The organism is Nocardia sp. NPDC058633, assembly GCF_042717045.1.
Taxonomy (GTDB): Bacteria; Actinomycetota; Actinomycetes; order Mycobacteriales; family Mycobacteriaceae; genus Nocardia.
Genome location: NZ_JBHXRA010000008.1, coordinates 275,918 through 293,878, shown reverse-complemented (window position 1 = coordinate 293,878; position 17,961 = coordinate 275,918). Strand labels below are relative to the sequence as shown.

17 protein-coding genes are annotated in these 17,961 nt (G+C 67.8%); 13 read left to right on the top strand and 4 right to left on the bottom strand.

Annotated elements, in window-relative coordinates; translation table 11 throughout:
- The first annotated feature begins 28 nt into the window (after nt 1-28).
- The 5 genes from ACFWUR_RS13200 to ACFWUR_RS13180 are packed head-to-tail and all read left to right on the top strand — an operon-like array spanning nt 29 to nt 4,124.
- Nucleotides 29-793 carry an ABC transporter permease gene (locus ACFWUR_RS13200; RefSeq protein WP_378906304.1) on the top strand — a complete coding sequence of 255 codons (765 nt, stop codon included), beginning with the start codon at nt 29-31 and terminating at the stop codon, nt 791-793.
- Between the two features lie 44 nt (nt 794-837).
- On the top strand, nt 838-1,878 hold the full coding sequence (locus ACFWUR_RS13195) for an ABC transporter substrate-binding protein (RefSeq protein ID WP_378906302.1): 1,041 nt from the start codon (nt 838-840) through the stop codon (nt 1,876-1,878).
- 17 nt (nt 1,879-1,895) lie between these two features.
- Nucleotides 1,896-2,696: an ABC transporter ATP-binding protein gene (locus ACFWUR_RS13190; RefSeq protein WP_378906300.1), complete on the top strand. Its 801-nt coding sequence runs from the start codon at nt 1,896-1,898 to the stop codon at nt 2,694-2,696.
- A gap of 41 nt (nt 2,697-2,737) precedes the next feature.
- On the top strand, nt 2,738-3,868 hold the full coding sequence (locus tag ACFWUR_RS13185; protein WP_378906298.1) for a glycerate kinase: 1,131 nt from the start codon (nt 2,738-2,740) through the stop codon (nt 3,866-3,868).
- Between the two features lie 43 nt (nt 3,869-3,911).
- On the top strand, nt 3,912-4,124 hold the full coding sequence (locus ACFWUR_RS13180; RefSeq protein ID WP_378906296.1) for a hypothetical protein: 213 nt from the start codon (nt 3,912-3,914) through the stop codon (nt 4,122-4,124).
- A 38-nt stretch (nt 4,125-4,162) separates the two neighbouring features.
- Here ACFWUR_RS13180 and ACFWUR_RS13175 read toward each other — a convergent pair whose 3' ends face one another.
- Nucleotides 4,163-4,876, bottom strand: a complete 714-nt coding sequence (locus ACFWUR_RS13175) for a cutinase family protein (protein ID WP_378906294.1) — start codon at nt 4,874-4,876, stop codon at nt 4,163-4,165.
- A gap of 117 nt (nt 4,877-4,993) precedes the next feature.
- Here ACFWUR_RS13175 and ACFWUR_RS13170 point away from each other — a divergent pair, with 117 nt between their 5' ends.
- A complete protein-coding gene (locus ACFWUR_RS13170) occupies nt 4,994-6,247 on the top strand; it encodes a PucR family transcriptional regulator (RefSeq protein WP_378906292.1) in 1,254 nt (417 codons plus the stop codon).
- A 15-nt stretch (nt 6,248-6,262) separates the two neighbouring features.
- On the opposite strand, the gene ACFWUR_RS13165 is transcribed toward ACFWUR_RS13170, so the two are convergent.
- Nucleotides 6,263-7,063, bottom strand: a complete 801-nt coding sequence (locus tag ACFWUR_RS13165; protein WP_378906290.1) for an adenylate/guanylate cyclase domain-containing protein — start codon at nt 7,061-7,063, stop codon at nt 6,263-6,265.
- 467 nt (nt 7,064-7,530) lie between these two features.
- Here ACFWUR_RS13165 and ACFWUR_RS13160 point away from each other — a divergent pair, with 467 nt between their 5' ends.
- On the top strand, nt 7,531-8,802 hold the full coding sequence (locus ACFWUR_RS13160; protein ID WP_378906288.1) for a PucR family transcriptional regulator: 1,272 nt from the start codon (nt 7,531-7,533) through the stop codon (nt 8,800-8,802).
- A gap of 116 nt (nt 8,803-8,918) precedes the next feature.
- Here ACFWUR_RS13160 and ACFWUR_RS13155 read toward each other — a convergent pair whose 3' ends face one another.
- Nucleotides 8,919-9,338: a DUF2000 family protein gene (locus ACFWUR_RS13155; RefSeq protein ID WP_378906286.1), complete on the bottom strand. Its 420-nt coding sequence runs from the start codon at nt 9,336-9,338 to the stop codon at nt 8,919-8,921.
- Nucleotides 9,339-9,388: 50 nt separating this feature from the next.
- Here ACFWUR_RS13155 and ACFWUR_RS13150 point away from each other — a divergent pair, with 50 nt between their 5' ends.
- The 5 genes from ACFWUR_RS13150 (at nt 9,389) to ACFWUR_RS13130 (ending at nt 15,514) form a co-directional block, all read left to right on the top strand.
- Complete coding sequence (locus tag ACFWUR_RS13150; RefSeq protein WP_378906284.1) at nt 9,389-10,222, top strand: AraC family transcriptional regulator; 834 nt, start codon at nt 9,389-9,391, stop codon at nt 10,220-10,222.
- A gap of 225 nt (nt 10,223-10,447) precedes the next feature.
- On the top strand, nt 10,448-11,155 hold the full coding sequence (locus ACFWUR_RS13145) for a hypothetical protein (RefSeq protein WP_378906282.1): 708 nt from the start codon (nt 10,448-10,450) through the stop codon (nt 11,153-11,155).
- A gap of 380 nt (nt 11,156-11,535) precedes the next feature.
- Nucleotides 11,536-12,981 carry a Y4yA family PLP-dependent enzyme gene (locus tag ACFWUR_RS13140; RefSeq protein WP_378906280.1) on the top strand — a complete coding sequence of 482 codons (1,446 nt, stop codon included), beginning with the start codon at nt 11,536-11,538 and terminating at the stop codon, nt 12,979-12,981.
- The gene (locus ACFWUR_RS13135) at nt 12,978-14,297 is read left to right on the top strand and encodes a pyridoxal-phosphate dependent enzyme (RefSeq protein ID WP_378906278.1); all 1,320 of its coding nucleotides are present in this window, start codon (nt 12,978-12,980) and stop codon (nt 14,295-14,297) included. Before ACFWUR_RS13140 ends, ACFWUR_RS13135 begins: the two co-directional genes overlap by 4 nt.
- Before the next feature lie 5 nt (nt 14,298-14,302).
- Nucleotides 14,303-15,514, top strand: a complete 1,212-nt coding sequence (locus ACFWUR_RS13130) for an aminotransferase class V-fold PLP-dependent enzyme (protein ID WP_378906276.1) — start codon at nt 14,303-14,305, stop codon at nt 15,512-15,514.
- A 28-nt stretch (nt 15,515-15,542) separates the two neighbouring features.
- On the opposite strand, the gene ACFWUR_RS13125 is transcribed toward ACFWUR_RS13130, so the two are convergent.
- Nucleotides 15,543-16,418, bottom strand: coding sequence for a class I SAM-dependent methyltransferase (locus tag ACFWUR_RS13125; RefSeq protein ID WP_378906274.1), 876 nt, complete (start codon nt 16,416-16,418; stop codon nt 15,543-15,545).
- Nucleotides 16,419-16,649: 231 nt separating this feature from the next.
- On the opposite strand from ACFWUR_RS13125, the gene ACFWUR_RS13120 reads away from it, so the two are divergent.
- Complete coding sequence (locus ACFWUR_RS13120; RefSeq protein WP_378906272.1) at nt 16,650-17,912, top strand: MFS transporter; 1,263 nt, start codon at nt 16,650-16,652, stop codon at nt 17,910-17,912.
- Nucleotides 17,913-17,961 lie beyond the last annotated feature (49 nt).

The window sequence follows — 17,961 nt, the reverse complement described above, 5'->3', positions numbered from 1 at the left end:
CCCATCCCTATCCACTCTGTGGTCGACCGTGTGGCGGCCGCTCGCCCTGGTGTCGGTGCTCGTGGTCGCATGGTGGGCGGTCACGAAGTTCGAGCTCGTCGAGCCGTACATCTTGCCGTCGCCGGGCGATACCTGGCGCACCACCGTCGACAACTCGTCGTACCTGCTCGACAACACCTGGGTCACCACCTACGAGACAGTGGTCGGCTTCCTCATCGCCGCGCTGATCGGCGAAGCGGTGGCACTGGTGATGATCTACTCCCGCGGTATCGAGCGAACGATGTACCCGCTCATACTCTTCGCGCAGGTCATTCCGAAAATCGCGATCGCACCGCTGTTCATCGTCTGGCTCGGATTCGGCCCCAGCCCCAAAATCCTCGTCGCCGTACTGATGGCGTTCTTTCCGATCGTCATCTCCGGGATGGCCGGGCTGCGTTCGGTGGACCCCGAGATCCTCGAACTCACCTCCACCATGGGTGCGAGCAACTGGAAGACGTTCGTCAAAGTGCGTTTTCCCGCCTCGCTGCCACAGCTGATGTCCGGCCTCAAGATCGCCGCCACTCTCGCGGTCACCGGCGCAGTCGTCGGGGAATTCGTCGGCGCCAACGAGGGACTCGGCTACGTCATCCTGCAAGCCAACGGAAACATAGACACGGCAATGCTGTTCGCCGCGCTGATCATCATGTCGATGCTGGGCATCATCCTGTTCGCGATCATCGAGATCGCCGAGCAGTTCCTCATTCCTTGGCACGCCTCCCGTCGGTCCACGGCCTCGGTCGCAGGCGGGGCATGAGCATGTCGAAGAAGTCGTATTCGCGCCACAGCTGGAGAACTCGCATGAAATTCGGAACTCGCACACTCACGACGATCGGCGCCGCCGCGGTGGCCTCGGTCCTGGTATTGACCGGCTGCGGAAGCGGCGGCAACGACGCGAAGGCTCCCGGCACCGACGGCGAGACCACGGCGGTGTCGCTGATGCTCAACTGGTACCCCTACGGCGAGCACGCCCCGTTCTATTACGGGGTGCAAGAGGGCATCTTCGCCAAGCACGGCATCGATCTGAAGATCTCGGCCGGGCAGGGGTCGACCAAGACCGCGCAGGCCACCGGTTCGAAGCAGACCGACTTCGGCTGGGCCGATACCCCCGCTGTCCTGAGCAACATCGACAAGGGCGTCAAGATCAAGAGCGTCGGCGTCTTCTTGCAGACCACGCCGTCGGCGGTGCAGGTCTTCGCCGATTCGAACATCAGGACGCCGGCAGATCTGGCGGGTAAGACCATCGCCGTCTCCGCCGGCGACGCGCCGACCACGACCTTTCCGGTCTATCTCGACAAGGCGGGCGTCGCGGCCGATCAGGTGACCCAGCAGAGCCTCGATTCGGCGGGCAAGATGTCGGCGATGCTCGCGGGTCGCGTCGACGGGCTGATCGGGTTCGCGCACGACCAGGGCCCCACCATCGCGAACAAGAGTGGCAAAGAGGTTCGTTACCTGCGGTATTCGGATCAGGGTCTGAACTTCTTCAGCAATGGGCTGATCGCCAACGAGGCCACCATCGAATCCTCGCCCGAGTTGGTCCAGGCCATGGTGGACGCGACCAGTGAGGCCTTCGCCGCCGCGGTCGCGAAGCCCGAGGCCGCGGTCGCCGCGATGGAGGGCAAGGATCCGCAACTGCCACCGCAGCAGGTGCTGCTCCAGCAGTGGCAGCAGACCATCCCGCTGCTCAGCACGCCGGAAACCTCGGGTAAGGCGCCGGGTACCAACGCGGAACAGAATTGGCGGGCCACCGTCGAGGTTCTCAGCACGGCGAAGCTCCTCGACAAAGCCGAGGACCCCGCCAAGTACTGGGACTCGAAATTCACGCCCACCACCACACCGTGACCGGAGCAGGTGACGATATGAGCACACCCACCACCATCGCCCGCACCGAGACCGCGGTCGCGGTGGACAACCTGACCGTCCGGTTCTCGTCCAAACGGGGCGAGGTCACCGCACTGCACGAGGTGGATCTCCAGGTCCGCCGAGGCGAATTCGTATCGATCGTCGGTCCGTCCGGCTGCGGCAAGTCGACGCTGCTGAAAGTGGTCGCCGGCCTCACCGATCCGAGCGGGGGCAGCGTCGAACTCGGCGGCGCTCCCGTGCGGGGGCCCCAGCGCAATATCGGCTACGTCTTCCAGCGCGCCGCACTGCTGGAATGGCGGACCGTCCGCAAGAACATCCTGCTCCAAGCCGAGATGCGCGGCATGAACAAGCGGGCCGCCGCGGCCGAATGCGCGCGCCTGATCGAGATGACCGGACTCGGCGGCTTCGAGAACGCCCTGCCGCACGAGCTCTCCGGCGGTATGCAGCAACGGGTTTCGCTGTGCCGGGCCCTGCTGCACGAACCGGAAGTGCTGCTGATGGACGAACCGTTCGGCGCACTCGACGCACTCACCCGCGAACGGATGAATGTCGAGCTGCACCGCATCTGGCGGGAAACGGGCACCACGGTACTGCTGGTCACCCACTCGGTGGCCGAGGCCGTCTACCTCGCCAACCGGGTGGTCGTGATGAGCCCGCGGCCGGGCCGGATCATCGAACTGCTCGACGTCGATCTGCCGGCGCACCGCGATTACGCCACGACGATGGAAACCCCGGAATTCATCACCGTCGCCAACCGGGTCCGGGATCTGCTCGGCTCGGTGGCACAGGCGGACTGATCGTCGATCCCCGCCGGCTCGCTCGAGAGGAAGCCCACCGCGTGAGAGTCCTGGTCGCCCCGGACAAGTTCAAAGGAAGCCTGTCCGCGTCCGAGGTAGCGAGCCGATTGGCGCAGGGCCTGGCGTCGGCGGGGGTCGACAGTTACCGCATGCCGCTGGCGGACGGCGGTGACGGAAGCGTCGACGCCGCGGTCGCCGCCGGGTTCACTCCGCATCCGGTGACGGTGGCCGGGGCGGCGGGTACTCCGAGGTACGCACGGATCGCCGTGGGTGCGGGCACCGCCGTGGTGGAGGTCGCCGACACCTGCGGCCTCACCACCTTGCCGAACGGGCGCCCGCTGCCCCTGGACGCGAGCAGTCTCGGTCTGGGACAGGCCGTTTCGCAAGCGCTACGACACCACCCGCACCGGCTAGTCCTCGCCCTCGGTGGCAGTGCGGGCACCGATGGCGGGATGGGCCTGCTCGCCGCGCTCGGCTTCACGTTCGCCGATGCGAGCGGTACCCGACTGCGGGCGTGCGGGCGGAGCCTGGCTCGCGTCCACACTGTCGACTCGTCCCGAGTCGTGCGGCTGACCGGGATCGACATCGTCGTCGCCGGTGATGTCACCAATCCCTTGCTCGGGCCCGAGGGTGCGGCCGCTGTGTACGGGCCGCAAAAGGGCGCCACCGCCGCCGATGTGGGATTTCTCGACGCCGGCCTGAACAATCTCGTCCGAGCGTTCGCCCGCAGCGGCTACCCGGACGCGATGGCTGCCGCGTCGACAGCCGGTGCGGGGAGCGCGGGCGGAATCGGCTTCGCCGCGGTGCTGCTCGGCGCCTCGATCGTGTCGGGTGCCGAGTTCTTTCTCGACGTGCTCGAGTTCGATCGGCACCTGCCCGATGTCGACCTGGTGGTCACGGGGGAGGGCAGTATCGACGAGCAGACAGCGAACGGCAAACTGCCCACGGTGCTGGCCCGCCGCGCCCACCCCGTCCCGGTCGTCGCCGTCGCCGGTCGAAGCACACTGTCGCGGGACCAATGGGGTCCGGCGGGCTTCAGCAACGTCTATCCCCTCGGCGACTACACCGACCGGGATACCGCCGGTGACCCCGACCTGACCCGCCGGCTGCTGACCCGGATCGGCCGACAGATCGGCCGCACCGCGGCCGTACCGCGGTGCGGGCCCCCGTAATTCAGGGCGTGCGCGTCGCGAGGGCGACCGGCATGGTGGAACCGTGAACAAGCTCGCGGCGTCGACCGCTCTCGGTATCTTTCTGCTCGCATCCGCCCTCGGCACGGGCACCGCGCACGCCCAGCAGCCGGTGGCCGACAGCGGCTCATCGAGTCTGGACGTGCTCTGCAGCCCGGTCGGTGGCCTGCTGGTCGCGGTCGGCAGCGCCGAGAACCGGTTCGGTCCGTTTCTGAGCGTGGTGTGCCTCAACCGTTGACCAGGGCCCGGTAGCGCCGGGATCTCGGCGTTCCGTTGCTAGCGGTCGAGCTGTTCGCGGACGAACGCCGCGGCATCGTCGCGGTTGTCGTTGACGAAGTACGCGACGTGGCCGTAGGTCAGGGCGTTGCCGAATCCGGCGGCCGGGTCGCCGCCCTGACAGACGCGGTCACCGGCATGGCAGTAGTCGCGCAGGCGGTCTGCGTAGTCCGCCAGCGCACCGGCCGGCAGCGGGCGCAGACCCGACAGCGCGGGATCGAAGCTGCCGCGGTTGTAAGGTTCCGCGCCGTTGAACAGCGGGCTGCCGAACAGCGCGATCGCGTCGATGCGCGCGGCCGCCTGCTCGGTCAACGCGGTCGGTGCCCGCAGGGTGGTGCCGATGACGCTCGCGCCCTGCGAGTAGCCGAGCAGGACGAGCCGCTGGTCGGGGCATGCGGCGGCGGTCGTGTTCAGCAGCGAGGTCAAGTTCTCGATCCCGCGCACGGCGCTGTCCGGGTCTCGCGAGGCCGGATAGTCGAGTTCGGTCACTGTGGTGTGGCGACCGGACTCCTGGGCGATTCGCCAGCCCAGGGGAGTGAGCAGCAGGCTGCCGATCTGGGGTTCGAAGGTGCCACGCACGGTGACGACCCGGACCTCCGCGCAGCCCTCGGGTCGAGGAGTGGGGTCGGCGGCCGCGGTGGGGAGGGCGGGCAGAGCCAGTGCTGCGGCGGCTGTTGCGGCCGATGACAGCAGGATTCGAAATCGTCCACGCATGCGCTTACTGTATTGCGCCCACGGCCGTATGGCGCGTTGTCTACACACAGTCGACTCGTGGTCGAGCGCGGCGCCTCGGCGCCGGTGTGCTCGGATCGAAGGTTGCATAATGAGGCGGTGCACCCTGGTGATGGTCTGTTCGATCGACGCCTGTCCGACCGCGCGCGCGAAGTGATCCGCCAAGGTGCCGAGGTCGCGTTGAACGCGCCGGAGGAGTGGCTCGACGAGCTCTACGACGCCACCCTTCTGAAAACCAGCCTGCGTGCCATCGCCGGAGATCCGTTGCTGGCGGAGGCGGTCCGGCGCGTCAATCGCGGCAACCTGCTGCACTGGGCCTCGGCCAACGTGGCCGACCCGGGCATGCCGGTGCCGATCAACCTCGGCGCGGACCAGATCGCCATCGTTCGCGACCTGGTACGGCGCGGCATGAACGAAGCCGCTTTGCAGGCCTATCGCGTGGGGCAGGACGTCGTCTGGCGGCGGTGGATGACGATCGTGTTCATCCTGACGCCCGACCCCTTCGAACTGCAGGAGGTCTTGGACGTCACCGCCGCGTCCATCGCCAGATTCGTGGACGGCACCATCGAGGCGGTCACGGAGGTGATCGGCCGGGAGCGCGACGAACTCGCCGATGGCTCGTATGCCGAACGCCGCGAAATGATCTCGCTCATCCTCGAGGGCGAACCGGTCAACATCGAGCGTGCGTCGATCCGGCTCGGCTATCGGCTCGACGCCACCCATACCGCCGCTATCGCCTGGAGTGACACTCCCGGTGCCGAACTCGATGAACCGCATCGGGTGACCAGAGCACTCGCGCAAGCCGCCGGTGCGGCGACGGCGCTGAGTGTGCTCGCCAGCGCGGCCACCCTGTGGGTGTGGGTGCCGGGGCGCACCCCTCCCGACACCGCGGCCCTGGCCCAGGCGCTCGACGATATCCCCGGGGTACGTATCGCCATCGGCTCGACCGGTCGAAATCTCGCGGGCTTCCGGACGAGTCATCTCGACGCGCAGGCCGCGCACCGAATCCTCGCCCGCCCGCACAGCACCCGACGCCTCGTGACCTTCGGCGAGGTGCAACTGACCTCGCTGATCACCGAAAACGGCGCGCAGGCCGACCGATTCATCAAATACACCCTCGGCGATCTCGAACATGCCGACCCCGAACTGCGCGAATCGGTTCTCGCCTACATCAACGAGCAGTGCAACGCCACGCGCGCGGCGGCGCGGTTGTTCACGCATCGGAACACGATTCTGCGCCGGATCGCCCGCGCGGACGAGTTGCTGCCACGGCCACTGGCGGAGAACGGCGTGCATGTCGCTGTCGCGTTGGATGCGCTGTACTGGCGGCAGAGCACGCCGCAACCCGGTTGAGCTACCTTCGCCGCATCACCGCGCCGCGCACACCGGGGTGAGGTGGTGGGTGCCCCGTAGGCCCTTGAGGGTCGCGTCGCGTCCGGCCCCGATCGTGAGCTCGGTACCGGCCCCGATCGCCGCCAGCACCGGCTCGCTGACGAGGACCTCACCGCCCTCGGCCTGCGCGGTGACCCGTGCGGCCATAGCGACGTTGCGTCCGAACAGATCGTCGCCCCGGCGCACCGAACTACCCATGTGGATCCCGATCCGAACCCGGAAATCGGCCTCGCCTCGCGACGATTCGGCGTCTTTGCGCAGCGCGGTCTGGATGGCCACGCCGCATTCGACCGCCTGATCGGCGGCGGCGAAGGCGATCATGTACCCGTCGCCCTGGTTCTTCACCACATGACCGCCGTGGTGGTGTACGCATCGTTCGACGAGGCGCTGGTGGCGGTCGAGCAGCTTGACCCACGCGCGGTCGCCCAGTTGTTCGTTGAGGGCGGTCGATTGCTCGATGTCGGAGAACATGATCACGACATTGCCGTCGGGTGCCAGCCTGGCCAAGTCGGGACGTTCGACCCGCGCCCAGCCCGCGAGGTCTTCGATGGAGGTCAGCACGGCGGCACGAAACCCTTTGGTACGCACCAGATCTGCGGCTTGCCAGGCGGTGCGCACCGCCTCGCGGCCGCTCACCACCAACCGCTGCGTGGTCGTCGACCGACGCGGTGCTCGGCGTTTGCGCCGACTGCGGGCCAGCAGGATCGACAGGGTGATCAACCCGGCGGCTTCACCGACGGCGACGATCGCGAGCACGGTGATCACGACGGTGGTCACCGGGCGAATCCCGGCGGAGTAGCGTAGCTTGCCGGACTCTGTAGCGGCTGCGCGCCCGAGCTGTTCACGGCAAAATAGTACACATGCGTTCACTCGAATTCCGCACGGGCGCTCGGTGCCTGTCGACGGCTCTCGATGGGGCGGTCGCCGTCGTGTCGATGACGGCCGGTGCGTCGAACTCGCGGCCGAGATGAGTGTGTGTGCAGCTGGAATGCCTCGATCTTCGGCAATGGGGAGATTGGATCGAAGGTTCGGCGAAGGTCGCGCGAATGCCGGGCGTACCGCAGAGGTCATGGCTGTGGAGCCCCGTTCGCTTCCCGCTTCGGTGTACAGGTGCTACGGCAAAACGGCGGCCAATGGTGCATAATGCACAACGTCTGTGTGATTCGGGTGCGAAACGCCATTGGAATGCGGGGCGCCCGGAACGCACGATGGAGCGCAAACACCGGAGAGTAGGAAATGTGCGCATGCCTGACAGCACCCTGTCGGCCCCGATCGTGACACTGGCAGGCCGGCCGGTGCTCGACTGTCTCCCTGCGGCGTCGACGATCTCGGGCAAGATCATGAGCCGATTCGTCGTCAACAGCGCGCTGGCCGCCCGAGTTCCCCTCGCGGTGCTGCGGCGCGATGTCACCGCGATGGTCGGCGCCTGCCTCGAGCTGACCGCCAGGCTGCTGGCCGACGACGACACGGCGAAACCGCTCGCCGATGTGCGGGCCGGTGCTATCGAATGGGCGTACGAGGGCGTGCCCATCGACACGATGCACAAGGCGGTGAACGACGGCCTGCGGGTGATGTTCGATCACCTCATCGCTCAGGCGTCGTCCGACCGGGATCATGACGCGATGGTCGAACTCGCTCGGGTGTTCGTCGAGCTCTCCAGCCGCCTCGCCACCGTGATCTCCGAAGCGTATCTGGACGAGATGCGCGCGGCGGGGGGTGACGATACCGATGCGGTGACCGCGGCTCTGATGGCCGGGAACGCGACACCGGCCATGGCACGCGCCAGTGGAATTCGGCTGGCCGAGAGCTATGTCGTCTTCGCCGTGGAGTTCGTGCTTCATCATGAACAAGCCGATCCCCACCCGGATCGCCAGATCGTCGCCCCGCGCGTAGTTCGCTCCGTCCGAGCCGAAGTATTGCGCCACTGTGGTGATCACGCGTTGATGCAGATGGGAAACAACATCGCGACCCTGCTGATTCCGCGAGACCACTTCGACCCCGCGGATGCGGAAAGGTTCGTCGAGCGGATCGCCGCCGCGGCCCAGCGGCAGGCCCGCGCCACCTGCGTGGCGGTCGGTGTCGACAGCGTTTCCGAAGCGGTCGAGCGCGTCCACGCGGTGCTCGACATCATGCGTCGGCTGCGCCGAGTCGGACTGGAGCGCTTCGAAGACTTGTCGCTGGAATACCAGCTGTCGCGCCCGGGCGCGGCGGGCAAGCATCTGGCCGCGATCCTGGACCCGCTCGAGCCACACCCGGTACTGCTCGAGACGTTGACAGCGCACCTGGCGACCCGCTCCACCCGGCTGCGTACGGCGCGGGCGCTGCACGTCCATCCCAACACCGTCGACTATCGGCTGAACAAGATCGCCGAGATCACCGGGTTGGACCCGATGCAGTCGGACGGGGTCTGGCGCCTGCGTTCCGCGCTCGTCGCCCGCATGATCGGCGTCGGTGAGCAGGGGCAGGACTCCCGCGCCGACCCCGATCGGAGCGCACCCACCGCACAGGCTTGTTGATCGGGGCAGGCGCGGACGAACGGCACTACGCGGCATTCTTTCGCGCGGGGCTGCGCACGCGCCCGCGGTGGCCGGTGCCGCTGCCGCCGTTGTCCCGTCGGATCACGGCGCGGGGTTCACGAGTGCATCCGCGCACCTTTGAGCGTCTTGTCCACGACATTGCGTGGCCCGTACACCGCGATGCCGACGAGGTCGAGGTCGTCGGTGCCGACTGCTCGCACCGCGGCGCGATTGTCGCGGTCGTTTCCGGTGGCGAACAGGTCGGAGGTGAAAACCGCCGTCCGCAGGCCCCGCGCCACCGCCTTGCCGTGCGCGCCGCGCACTACCTCCTTGCCTGCTTCGAAGACGAGCACCGGTTGCCGGAACATCGGGAGATAGACCGTCGCGTCGGCGTCCTCGTAGGGCTCTCCCATCACCTCCGGTTCTGCCGTGGCCAGGCCACTGACCAGAAATGCCGTCACATTGAGCCGCTGCCAGGTCTGCAGATCGTCGCGCAGCAGTACCGCGATCTTGGTGTCGAATCGCACGCTTTCCATGCCGATCACTGTGCCGCCGACCGGTCCGTCGAGGCTTGTACGATCCTGGCATGGTTGTCGGCGCCGTCGAGCAGATCAGGGCCTGGCAGCCGCGAGTGCCGGGGATCGTCGAGGTCCTGCACGCCCATTTCGTCGGGCACGTGTACCCGATGCACGCCCACAACTCCTGGACACTGCTGATCGTCGACGACGGGGCGGTTCGCTACGACCTCGACCGGCACGAACACGGAGTCCTCGGCTCGGTGGTCTCGCTGCTTCCCCCCTTCGTCCCGCACAACGGCCAAGCCGCGAGCGCGCGCGGATTTCGCAAGCGTGTGCTGTACCTCGACCCCGCCCATTTCTCCGAGGAGATGATCGGGTTCGCCGTGGACACTCCCACCTTCGCCGACCCGCTGCTGCACAGTCGCATCCGCCGGTTGCACGCCACGCTGCATCACCCCGGTGAGGAATTGGAGGCGGCCAGTCGCCTCGCTCTCATCCACGAGCGGCTGCGCGACCTGCTACGCGGCACCGATCCGCCGCCTCGGCGAGCCGACCCCGTGTTGGCTCACCGATTGCGGGAGCTGCTCGATTCCCGCATCGTCGAAGGTCTCACACTCGCGGACGCGGCGGCGGTCCTGCACGCCGATTCCACCCATCTCATCCGCGCGTTCAGCCGCGAGTTCGGGATGCCACCGCATCAGTATCTGATCTCGCGTCGGGTCGATCTCGCCCGGCCGCTGCTGCTGAGCGGCATGCCCGCGCGAGACGTGGCCGCCACCACGGGTTTCCACGACCAGCCGCATTTGATTCGACACTTCAAACGCATTCTGGGTACAACGCCCGGGTACTACGCGCACAGCGCTGCCGGCCTCCGCGCCGCGGACGAGCCCGCGTACCGGTAGTGCCCCGCCCGTTCACCTCTGTCGATCGGCATTCGTAGCCGATCCGCCTCGCGGCCGGGCGATCCGCGTGGTCGCTGACGGGGCTGCTCCGCCCCCTGACCGTTTTCGCCATCGGCGGACCTCCAGCGGGCCGTATGCCGATGCCAAATGTTAATGATAATCATTATCGGTATGCTTCGAAAGCCGAGCGCTTCGCCCGGCATGTGTCTGATGAGGAAAATCGCCATGTTGATGAGGAAAATTGTTGCCCCCGCCGCGCTCGCGCTGGCGGCTCTGACCGTCGCCGCCGGTGCGGTGCAGGCCCAGCCGAGTGCTGCCGAGCAGCCGATCGGGTTCACCGCGTATGCCACCGACAGCACGTCTGTCGTCGAGATCGATGCGGGTGCGCTCGTCGTCGAGAACGGCGCGCTCGAGGTACGCGACAACGCGGGTCGGGTCGTCACCGCCGCTCCGCTGACGTTCACTGTCGACGACTTCCAGTTTCCGATCGCGGCCGTTGTCGACGGCCGCACCGCCACCCTCACGCCCGAGCTGAGTATGGACAAGGCCGTGTACAAGCCGGTCGCGTTGCCGTTCGAGGACAAGGCGCCGTGGAAGTCCGAATACGAGCGGGAACAGGCCGCGTGGTCGCGGATGACCAGCACCATCGGGATGGGTGCCAGCATCGGCACGCTGGTCGGCGGTCTCGGCGGTGCCGCGGTCGGTTGCGTGCTCGGCGGTATCGCGGGGGCCACGGTGGCCGCGGCGACGATCGTCGGGATGTTCGGTCCGTTCATTCCGGCCGCCGCGCTCGGCTGCCTGGGTGGCGTCCTCGCGATCGGTGCCCTCGGCACGGTGGCCGGCCAGATTCTGGTCACCGCGCCGGTCGCCGTCGGTGCGATGATCCAGTACTTCACCACGATCAACCAGCCCTTCACGGCTCCGGCGAAATAGTCGCCGTGTCCTGCGGCTCGCCGACGGGTGAGCCGCAGGGCGTGCGGATCGGCGGCGTGCGGGGGCTGCACGCCGATGGCCGGGCGTGTAACACAGAGTCCACGACTGATGAACATCCTTTTCAATAGCGCGGGATGACGCTCGCACGGTGGCCCGGATGGCTACCCTGGATTCCGAACCTGTTGTGGCCCAGTGCTGCTCGAACAACAGCTTCGTCGGGTTCAGTGGTCGCGCCGAAAGGGGTCCGAGACGATGGGTTGACGAAGATCGCCTTTCAGCAGTTGGTGCAGGCGTCGTTACGGCGCTCGACCCGTCGTCGCACGGGTCGGCGGATCCCTCGTGCCGTGCACGGCACGACGTGGAGCTCGGATGGGGGAAGTGTGGAACCGGACCTGGTTTTGAAGCCGCTGGTGAGCGGGTTGTTGCGAGAGGTCCTCGACGCGCCGGGCAGGTTGACCGAGATGGTCGCGGCACTCGGGTCCCCGCTGAATGTGGTTGTCCCGCAGCAGATAGAGACGAACGCCGCGCAGTATCGCGCCGTCTACGGCAGGCATCGGCTGCGAGGGGCCATCTACTTCGCGCACAAAGCGAACAGGTCGAGCGCGTTGATCCGCCAGCTGGCCGCCGGATCCTGTGGAGTCGATGTGGCCTCGTTGGGCGAACTGCAGCACGCTCTCGAGGCCGGATTCACCGGTGCGCGCCTCATGGCCACCGGACCCAAGGACACCGAATTCCTCTGGCTGGCAGCCAGAGTCGGTGCCATGATCAACGTCGATTCCTGCGAAGAGCTGGTCGAACTGGCGGAGCTGGTCGGTCGCTTCGCGCTGGCGCCGGTGCGGGTGATGATCCGCCTGTCGGCCTTCGACTCACCCGGGGTGACGATCGCGAGCAGGCGCAGTCGCTTCGGTATCCACGCGCGGGAACTGGCTTCGGGCTTCGACATTCTGGATCGGCACCGCGACCTCCTCGACCTGCGCGGAATGGCCTACCACCTCGATACCACCGGACTCGACGAGAAAGCCCGCGCGCTCGAGGGATGCCTGCTGGCCGTGCACGAGGCGCAGGCCCGTGGATTCACCCCCGACGCGATCGACATCGGCGGCGGATTCGGTGTGAACTACCTGCGGGACCGGGGCGAGTGGGACCGCTACACCACCGAATTCGGCAAAGCGGTGCTGGGCACCCGGGCACCGATGACCTGGCAGAACCACGGCTACGGTCTGCGCACCGAAGCGGGCACCCTGCGCGGCACCCTCGGTCTGTATCCGGCGCACCGTGACCTCGCGGGCGCCGACTACCTCGACGAACTACTCGGCCGCGAATCCCCTTCGCTGGGTAGGCCGTTGGCGACGTTGCTGCTGGAGGGCCTCTACGACTTGCATATCGAACCCGGGCGCGGACTGACCGACCAGTGCGGTCTCACGCTGGCACGGGTCTCGCAGGTGCGCACGAACGCCGCCGGAGACGTACTGGTCGCGGTGGCGGCGAACTCGCGCGACATCAGCACCGAAGACCATGCGGTGCTGATGGATCCGATCCTGGTGTCGCGAACCCCCGGGGCGGATGAGCCGGTCGGGGTGTATCTGACGGGCAACCTGTGCCTCGAGGACGACTTCATCACCCGCCGACAGGTGACGCTACCGCGCGTGCCCGTCGCGGGGGACCTGCTGGCCTTCGTGAACACCGCGGGCTACTTCATGGATTTCGCGGCCGACCACGCCTTGATGCAACCCATCGCCCGCAAGGTCGCGGTCTATCCCGCCGAGGGCGGGTGGACGTGGTGTCTGGACGAACAGTATTGGCCAGTGAAAGGGAACCGGGCATGAAGTACGACAGCATTCTCGACGTCATCGGCGACACACCACTGGTCAGAATCGACCCGAAGGTTCACGGGCTGAACAACATCGACCTCTACGCGAAGATGGAAATGCTCAATCCGTTCGGTTCGGTGAAGGACCGCCCGGCCTGGAACATGGTGCGCGAGCACCTGCCGGGGGCCGTCGAGGCCGGTGATGCCGTGGTGGAACTGTCCAGTGGCAACACCGCCAAGGCGCTGGCTGTGATCGCGGCCATGCACGGGCTGCCGTTCAAGAGCGTGACCAACCGCATGAAGGTGCCCGAGATCAAGGATCTGTTGCTGTTGCTCGGCGCGCAGATCGAGGAATTACCCGGGCAGACAGAGTGTCTCGATCCGACCGACACCGAGGATCCGCTGACCCGGATGTATCGAACCCTGTCGGCGGACGGTGGCGGCTACGTGCACACCGATCAGTACTTCAACCCCCGCAATCTCGACGCCCACCGCGCCGGCACCGCGCCGGAGATCATCAAGGATCTCGACGGCGCCGGGCCCGATATCTTCATCGCCTGTATCGGCACGGCAGGCTCGTCCGCCGGGGTGGCAGGCGTGCTGCGCGAGCACAATCCGGGGGTCTCGATCATCGGTCTGGTCGCCGACAAATCCGATTTCGTACCCGGCATCCGCAATATCGACGAGGTCAACGAGGTCGGTCTGTTCGACCCGGACAACTACGACACGATCGACGCGGTGACCTCACAGGAGGCGATCGAGGGCCTGCTCACCCTCAATCGCCGGTGCGGGATCCTGGCGGGGCCGACCGCGGGCGCCGCCTATTTCGGCGCCGTGCGTCACCTCGCGGCCATCGACGCCACGCTCACCGAGCGCCGCACGGCGGTGTTCATCGTGTGCGATCGAGTCGAGAGCTACATGAGCTACATCCGCACGCGCAGGCCCGATCTGCTCGAGCGACCCGACCGGCCGAACTCGGTGAACACGGTGACCGAGGCCGACGCCGCCGCCGTGACCTCGCTGGACGTGGCCGCGGCACGCGACTGGATCGCCACCGGGCAGCCGCTGGTGATCGATCTGCGCGGCTCGTTCGCCTTTGGTGCCTCACACATCGAGGGCTCGATCAACATCGTCGACGAACTGTTCGACGAACTCGTCCACGGCGGGCTGCCGTTCGGCGCGACCAAGCCCGTACTGCTGGTGTGCCCGGTCGGCGAGAAGTCGGCGCGCTATGCGGCATTGCTGACCAGAATGGGGCACAAGGACGCGCGCAGTCTGCGCGACGGGGTGGTGGCCTGGCGCGACGCGGGCGCCCCGCTGGTCCGGGACTGACAACGATGCGCACCGGATCCGACGACGTGATCGACCGTCTCACCGACTGGCATCGACGGCTGCGTGCCCAGTTCCCGATCATCACGGCCAATCCTGGCTCGGCCTATCTCGACAGCGCGGCGACAACGCAGAAGCCCGCCGCCGTGCTCGACGCCGTCACCGAGTTCTTGACCACCACCAATGCCAACGTCGGCAGGGGCTCCTATCCGTGGGCCACCTCGACGACCGCCCGGATCGACGCCGCACGCGAGCGGGTGCGAACGGCATTGGGCGACAACACAACCGGTTCGTCGGTCGAGTTCGTCGACGGCACCAGTCACGGATTGCGCGCCGTCGCGCAGGACTGGTTGGCGGATCAGCTCACCGACGGCGACGAGATCATCGTTCCGTTCGGCGACCACGAAGCCAATCTGCGACCCTGGCTCGACCTGCGAGAACAGCTGGCGCTCAGAGGAATACGGGTGAGCGTGCTGGCGATGCCGGTGGATGCCTCCTCCGGCGACTACGACCACCGCGCGCTGCCCTCGCTCGTCACCGCGCGGACCCGGTTCGTGGCGGTGACCCACGTGCACCACGTGTTCGGGGTCGATATGAATGTGCACCGGGTGCGCGAGGTGGTCGGCCCGGACGTGCCGATCTGCCTGGACGCCGCGCAGAGTGTCGGGCACCGCCCGGTGTCGGTGGCCGACCTCGATGTCGATTTCGTGGTGTTCTCCGGGCACAAGATGCTGGCCTTGCCCGGCGTCGGCGCGGTGTGGGCGCGCAACCGGCGCGGCCCCCGCTTCGCGCCGCGCGGATGGGAGGGCACGCCGAACACCGCGGGCATCGTCAGCATGGCCGCGGCGTTCGACTGGCTCGACGCCGCGGGCCTCGCCGAGATCGGCGCCTGGACCACCGCGTTGAGCGCGCGACTCACCGACGGCCTCGCCCGGCTGCCGGGGGTGCGGGTGCTGGGCTGCCAGCGGAGCCTGACCGCGGATTCGCCGGTACAGCGCCGGGAATCGCTGGTGACCTTCCGGCATACCGCGGTGCGCTCCGACGACCTCGGATTCGTGCTGGCCGACGAAGGAATCATGGTGCGCGCGGACGGACATTGCCAGGCGGGTCGTGAATCCGACGACCACGCCGTGCGGGTGAGTGTCCATGTCTACAACACTGCCGACGAGATCGATCGGGTACTCGCGGTCGTGCGCCGATGCGAAGGAATGCGCAGTTGAGCGCCTACGTCGCTCGGTGGTGTTAGGCCTAGCTTCGGCCCGGCTGGGCGGACCTGCCTCGGTAGGCGGTGCGGGCGCTGAGCAGGGCGAGATCTCCGCGGTGTCCCAGCCAGGCATCGTCGTGTGGATCGAGCAGCCGCGCCCAGGCCGCGGCGTCGTCGTCGGCCAGGTGGGGCTGGGCGCGGCGCACGCGCGCGGCCAGTTCCGCCAGGGCGACCGCGCGCACCTGCTCCGACAGCGGGGCGGGGTAATCGACCAACGTCGAGTGTGTCGTGACATCGACAAGACCCGCGCCCGTGAGGATCTCGCTCCACCCACGGCCCGGGCGCACCGCCGCCCTGTCGAAGAACCACTCGGAGAAGTACCGATCGTGCGCCACGTCCAGACGCCCTTCCAATCCCGGCCGCCCCGTCCCGACGTCCCAGGGCAGGCACCGGGTGGGTAGCCCGCCTTCGGCGACGCAGAGCACCCCACCCGGCCGCAGCAAGCCGGCCAGTGCGCCCACCGCGGCGTCCCAGTCGTGGGCGTGGTGCACACACCACGAGGCCCACACGACGTCCGCGGGCTCCGGCAGCGCCGGCGTCCCGTCTTCCACGTCGTGCAGCACCGGACGAATGCGGTCGATCACCCCGGCGGCCCGCGCGGCCTCGAGGGTGGCGTCGAGCATCGCGGGGTCGAGATCGACCGCGTACACCCGCCCTCGGTCGCCGACCGCCCGGGCGAGCGCCACCGTGGCAGAGCCAGCCCCCGGCCCGACATCGACGACCACGTCGCCCGGTGCGATCGCCAGCGGCTCGAGCAGGGACAGGGTGGCGTCGAGAAACACTGCTTCCGCCGCGGCCGGGTCCTGCGTGGACGTTCCCGTACCCGGCTTGCCGGCCCACTGGCGTGGAATCGTGGTCATACGGCCATGTTAGTGAATATCATTTTCATCATGCGAGCGGCACGCTCAGGCGTGTCGCCGTCGCGCACCGTTGGGCTGTGCCCGGCCCTCCATCGCCGGAAGACGCCGGTCTGGGGTTGCAACGGCGCCTCGGACTTCACCTGGCGTTGATCCGTCACGATGTAGCCCGGGGCGACGGTGTTGTCTGTTTTCCGCCGGATCCGTGGTTGCGGGATTCCTATCGTCGGTGCGATGGAAAGCAAACGGATCCCGCAGAGTTCGAGCACGGTGTTGCGCGCACCGGTCGTGTGGTTCATGGCGCTGGCGGCCGCTCTCGCCACTGCCAGCGTCTACCTGCTGCAACCGGCTGTCGCTGAGGTCGCCGGATCACTGGACACCTCCGCGGCGGTGATCGGCACGGCGCTGGCGTTCGGGCCGATCGGCTATCTGGCGGGGTTGGTGTTGCTGGTGCCGCTGGTGGACCGGTTCGCGCCGCGGACCGTGGTGGCGGCGCAATTCGCGGCACTGGCGGCGGCGTCGGCTGCCGGCGCGGCGGTGCCTTCGTCGTGGGCGCTGGGCGCGGTCATCGGCGTGGTCGGGGCGGGATCGGCCGTCGGCGCTCAGTTGAGTTCGGTGGCGGGGCGTTTCGCGGGGGCTCGTCGCCAGGCCACCGTGCTGGGGATCGTGACCGCGGGAATTTCGGCCGGAATCCTCGCCGGACGCATCGTCGGCGGTTGGCTCACCGAGGTGATCGGCTGGCGCGCAATGCTGTTGGTGTTCGCTGTGCCGTGTGTCGTTGTGGCGGTGACAGCGTTCGCCGTCCTGCCGTCGGTAGGTGGCCGGGCCCGTACCGGCTATCTCGACACGGTGCGGGGAATTCCGGGGCTGTTCGCGCGCTTCGCGGCGCTGCGGTGGGCGGCGGGGCGAGGCGCGCTGTGGTTCTTCGCCTTTTGTGCGATCTGGGCGGGTCTGGCGGTGGCGTTGTCGCAGCCTCCGTACTCGTATTCTCCCGAACGGATCGGTCTGTACGCCTGTGCCGGACTGGCCGGTGTCGTCGCGACTCGGATCGCCGGTAGCTGGACCGATCGGGTCGGTCCGAGGAAGGTGATCGTGGTGGGGCTGGCGCTCGCCCTCGCCTCGGTCCTCGTGTTGGCGCTCGCCCTGTCGAACCTCGCGGTGACGCTGATCTGTCTCGGTCTTTTCGATGCCGGACTGTTCGCGGCGCAAGTGGCCAATCAGAGCGCGGTGTTGGCGATCGATGCGTCGGCACCGGCTCGCTTCAACAGCGCGTACATGTCTGTCTACTTCGTCGGGGGCAGCCTGGGCACGGCGTTCGGCGCGGCCGCGGTCACCTGGTTCGGTTGGTCCGGTCTGGTCGCTTTCGCCGCCGTGGCGACGGCCGTGGCGGGCATCATCACGCTGGCCGAGCCGATACGCGTCGACGCCGAAGGCTCGCGTTCGGATGGCGAACTCGATACCGGCGCTAGGGTTTCCGCTACGCGCGGCGAACGGTAATCGGCCGACCACTGAGCAGGGCGGCGAGGATCGTCGCGCGCCGCCCTGC

Bases quoted from the DNA above. Each gene is read 5' to 3' on its own strand.
- ACFWUR_RS13175 (WP_378906294.1), bottom strand. From the start codon at position 4,876: ATGCGTGGACGATTTCGAATCCTGCTGTCATCGGCCGCAACAGCCGCC.
- ACFWUR_RS13195 (WP_378906302.1), top strand. From the start codon at position 838: ATGAAATTCGGAACTCGCACACTCACGACGATCGGCGCCGCCGCGGTG.
- ACFWUR_RS13160 (WP_378906288.1), top strand. From the start codon at position 7,531: ATGCCTGACAGCACCCTGTCGGCCCCGATCGTGACACTGGCAGGCCGG.
- ACFWUR_RS13130 (WP_378906276.1), top strand. From the start codon at position 14,303: ATGCGCACCGGATCCGACGACGTGATCGACCGTCTCACCGACTGGCAT.
- ACFWUR_RS13145 (WP_378906282.1), top strand. From the start codon at position 10,448: ATGTTGATGAGGAAAATTGTTGCCCCCGCCGCGCTCGCGCTGGCGGCT.
- ACFWUR_RS13120 (WP_378906272.1), top strand. From the start codon at position 16,650: ATGGAAAGCAAACGGATCCCGCAGAGTTCGAGCACGGTGTTGCGCGCA.
- ACFWUR_RS13190 (WP_378906300.1), top strand. From the start codon at position 1,896: ATGAGCACACCCACCACCATCGCCCGCACCGAGACCGCGGTCGCGGTG.
- ACFWUR_RS13135 (WP_378906278.1), top strand. From the start codon at position 12,978: ATGAAGTACGACAGCATTCTCGACGTCATCGGCGACACACCACTGGTC.
- ACFWUR_RS13125 (WP_378906274.1), bottom strand. From the start codon at position 16,418: ATGACCACGATTCCACGCCAGTGGGCCGGCAAGCCGGGTACGGGAACG.
- ACFWUR_RS13150 (WP_378906284.1), top strand. From the start codon at position 9,389: ATGGTTGTCGGCGCCGTCGAGCAGATCAGGGCCTGGCAGCCGCGAGTG.
- ACFWUR_RS13155 (WP_378906286.1), bottom strand. From the start codon at position 9,338: ATGGAAAGCGTGCGATTCGACACCAAGATCGCGGTACTGCTGCGCGAC.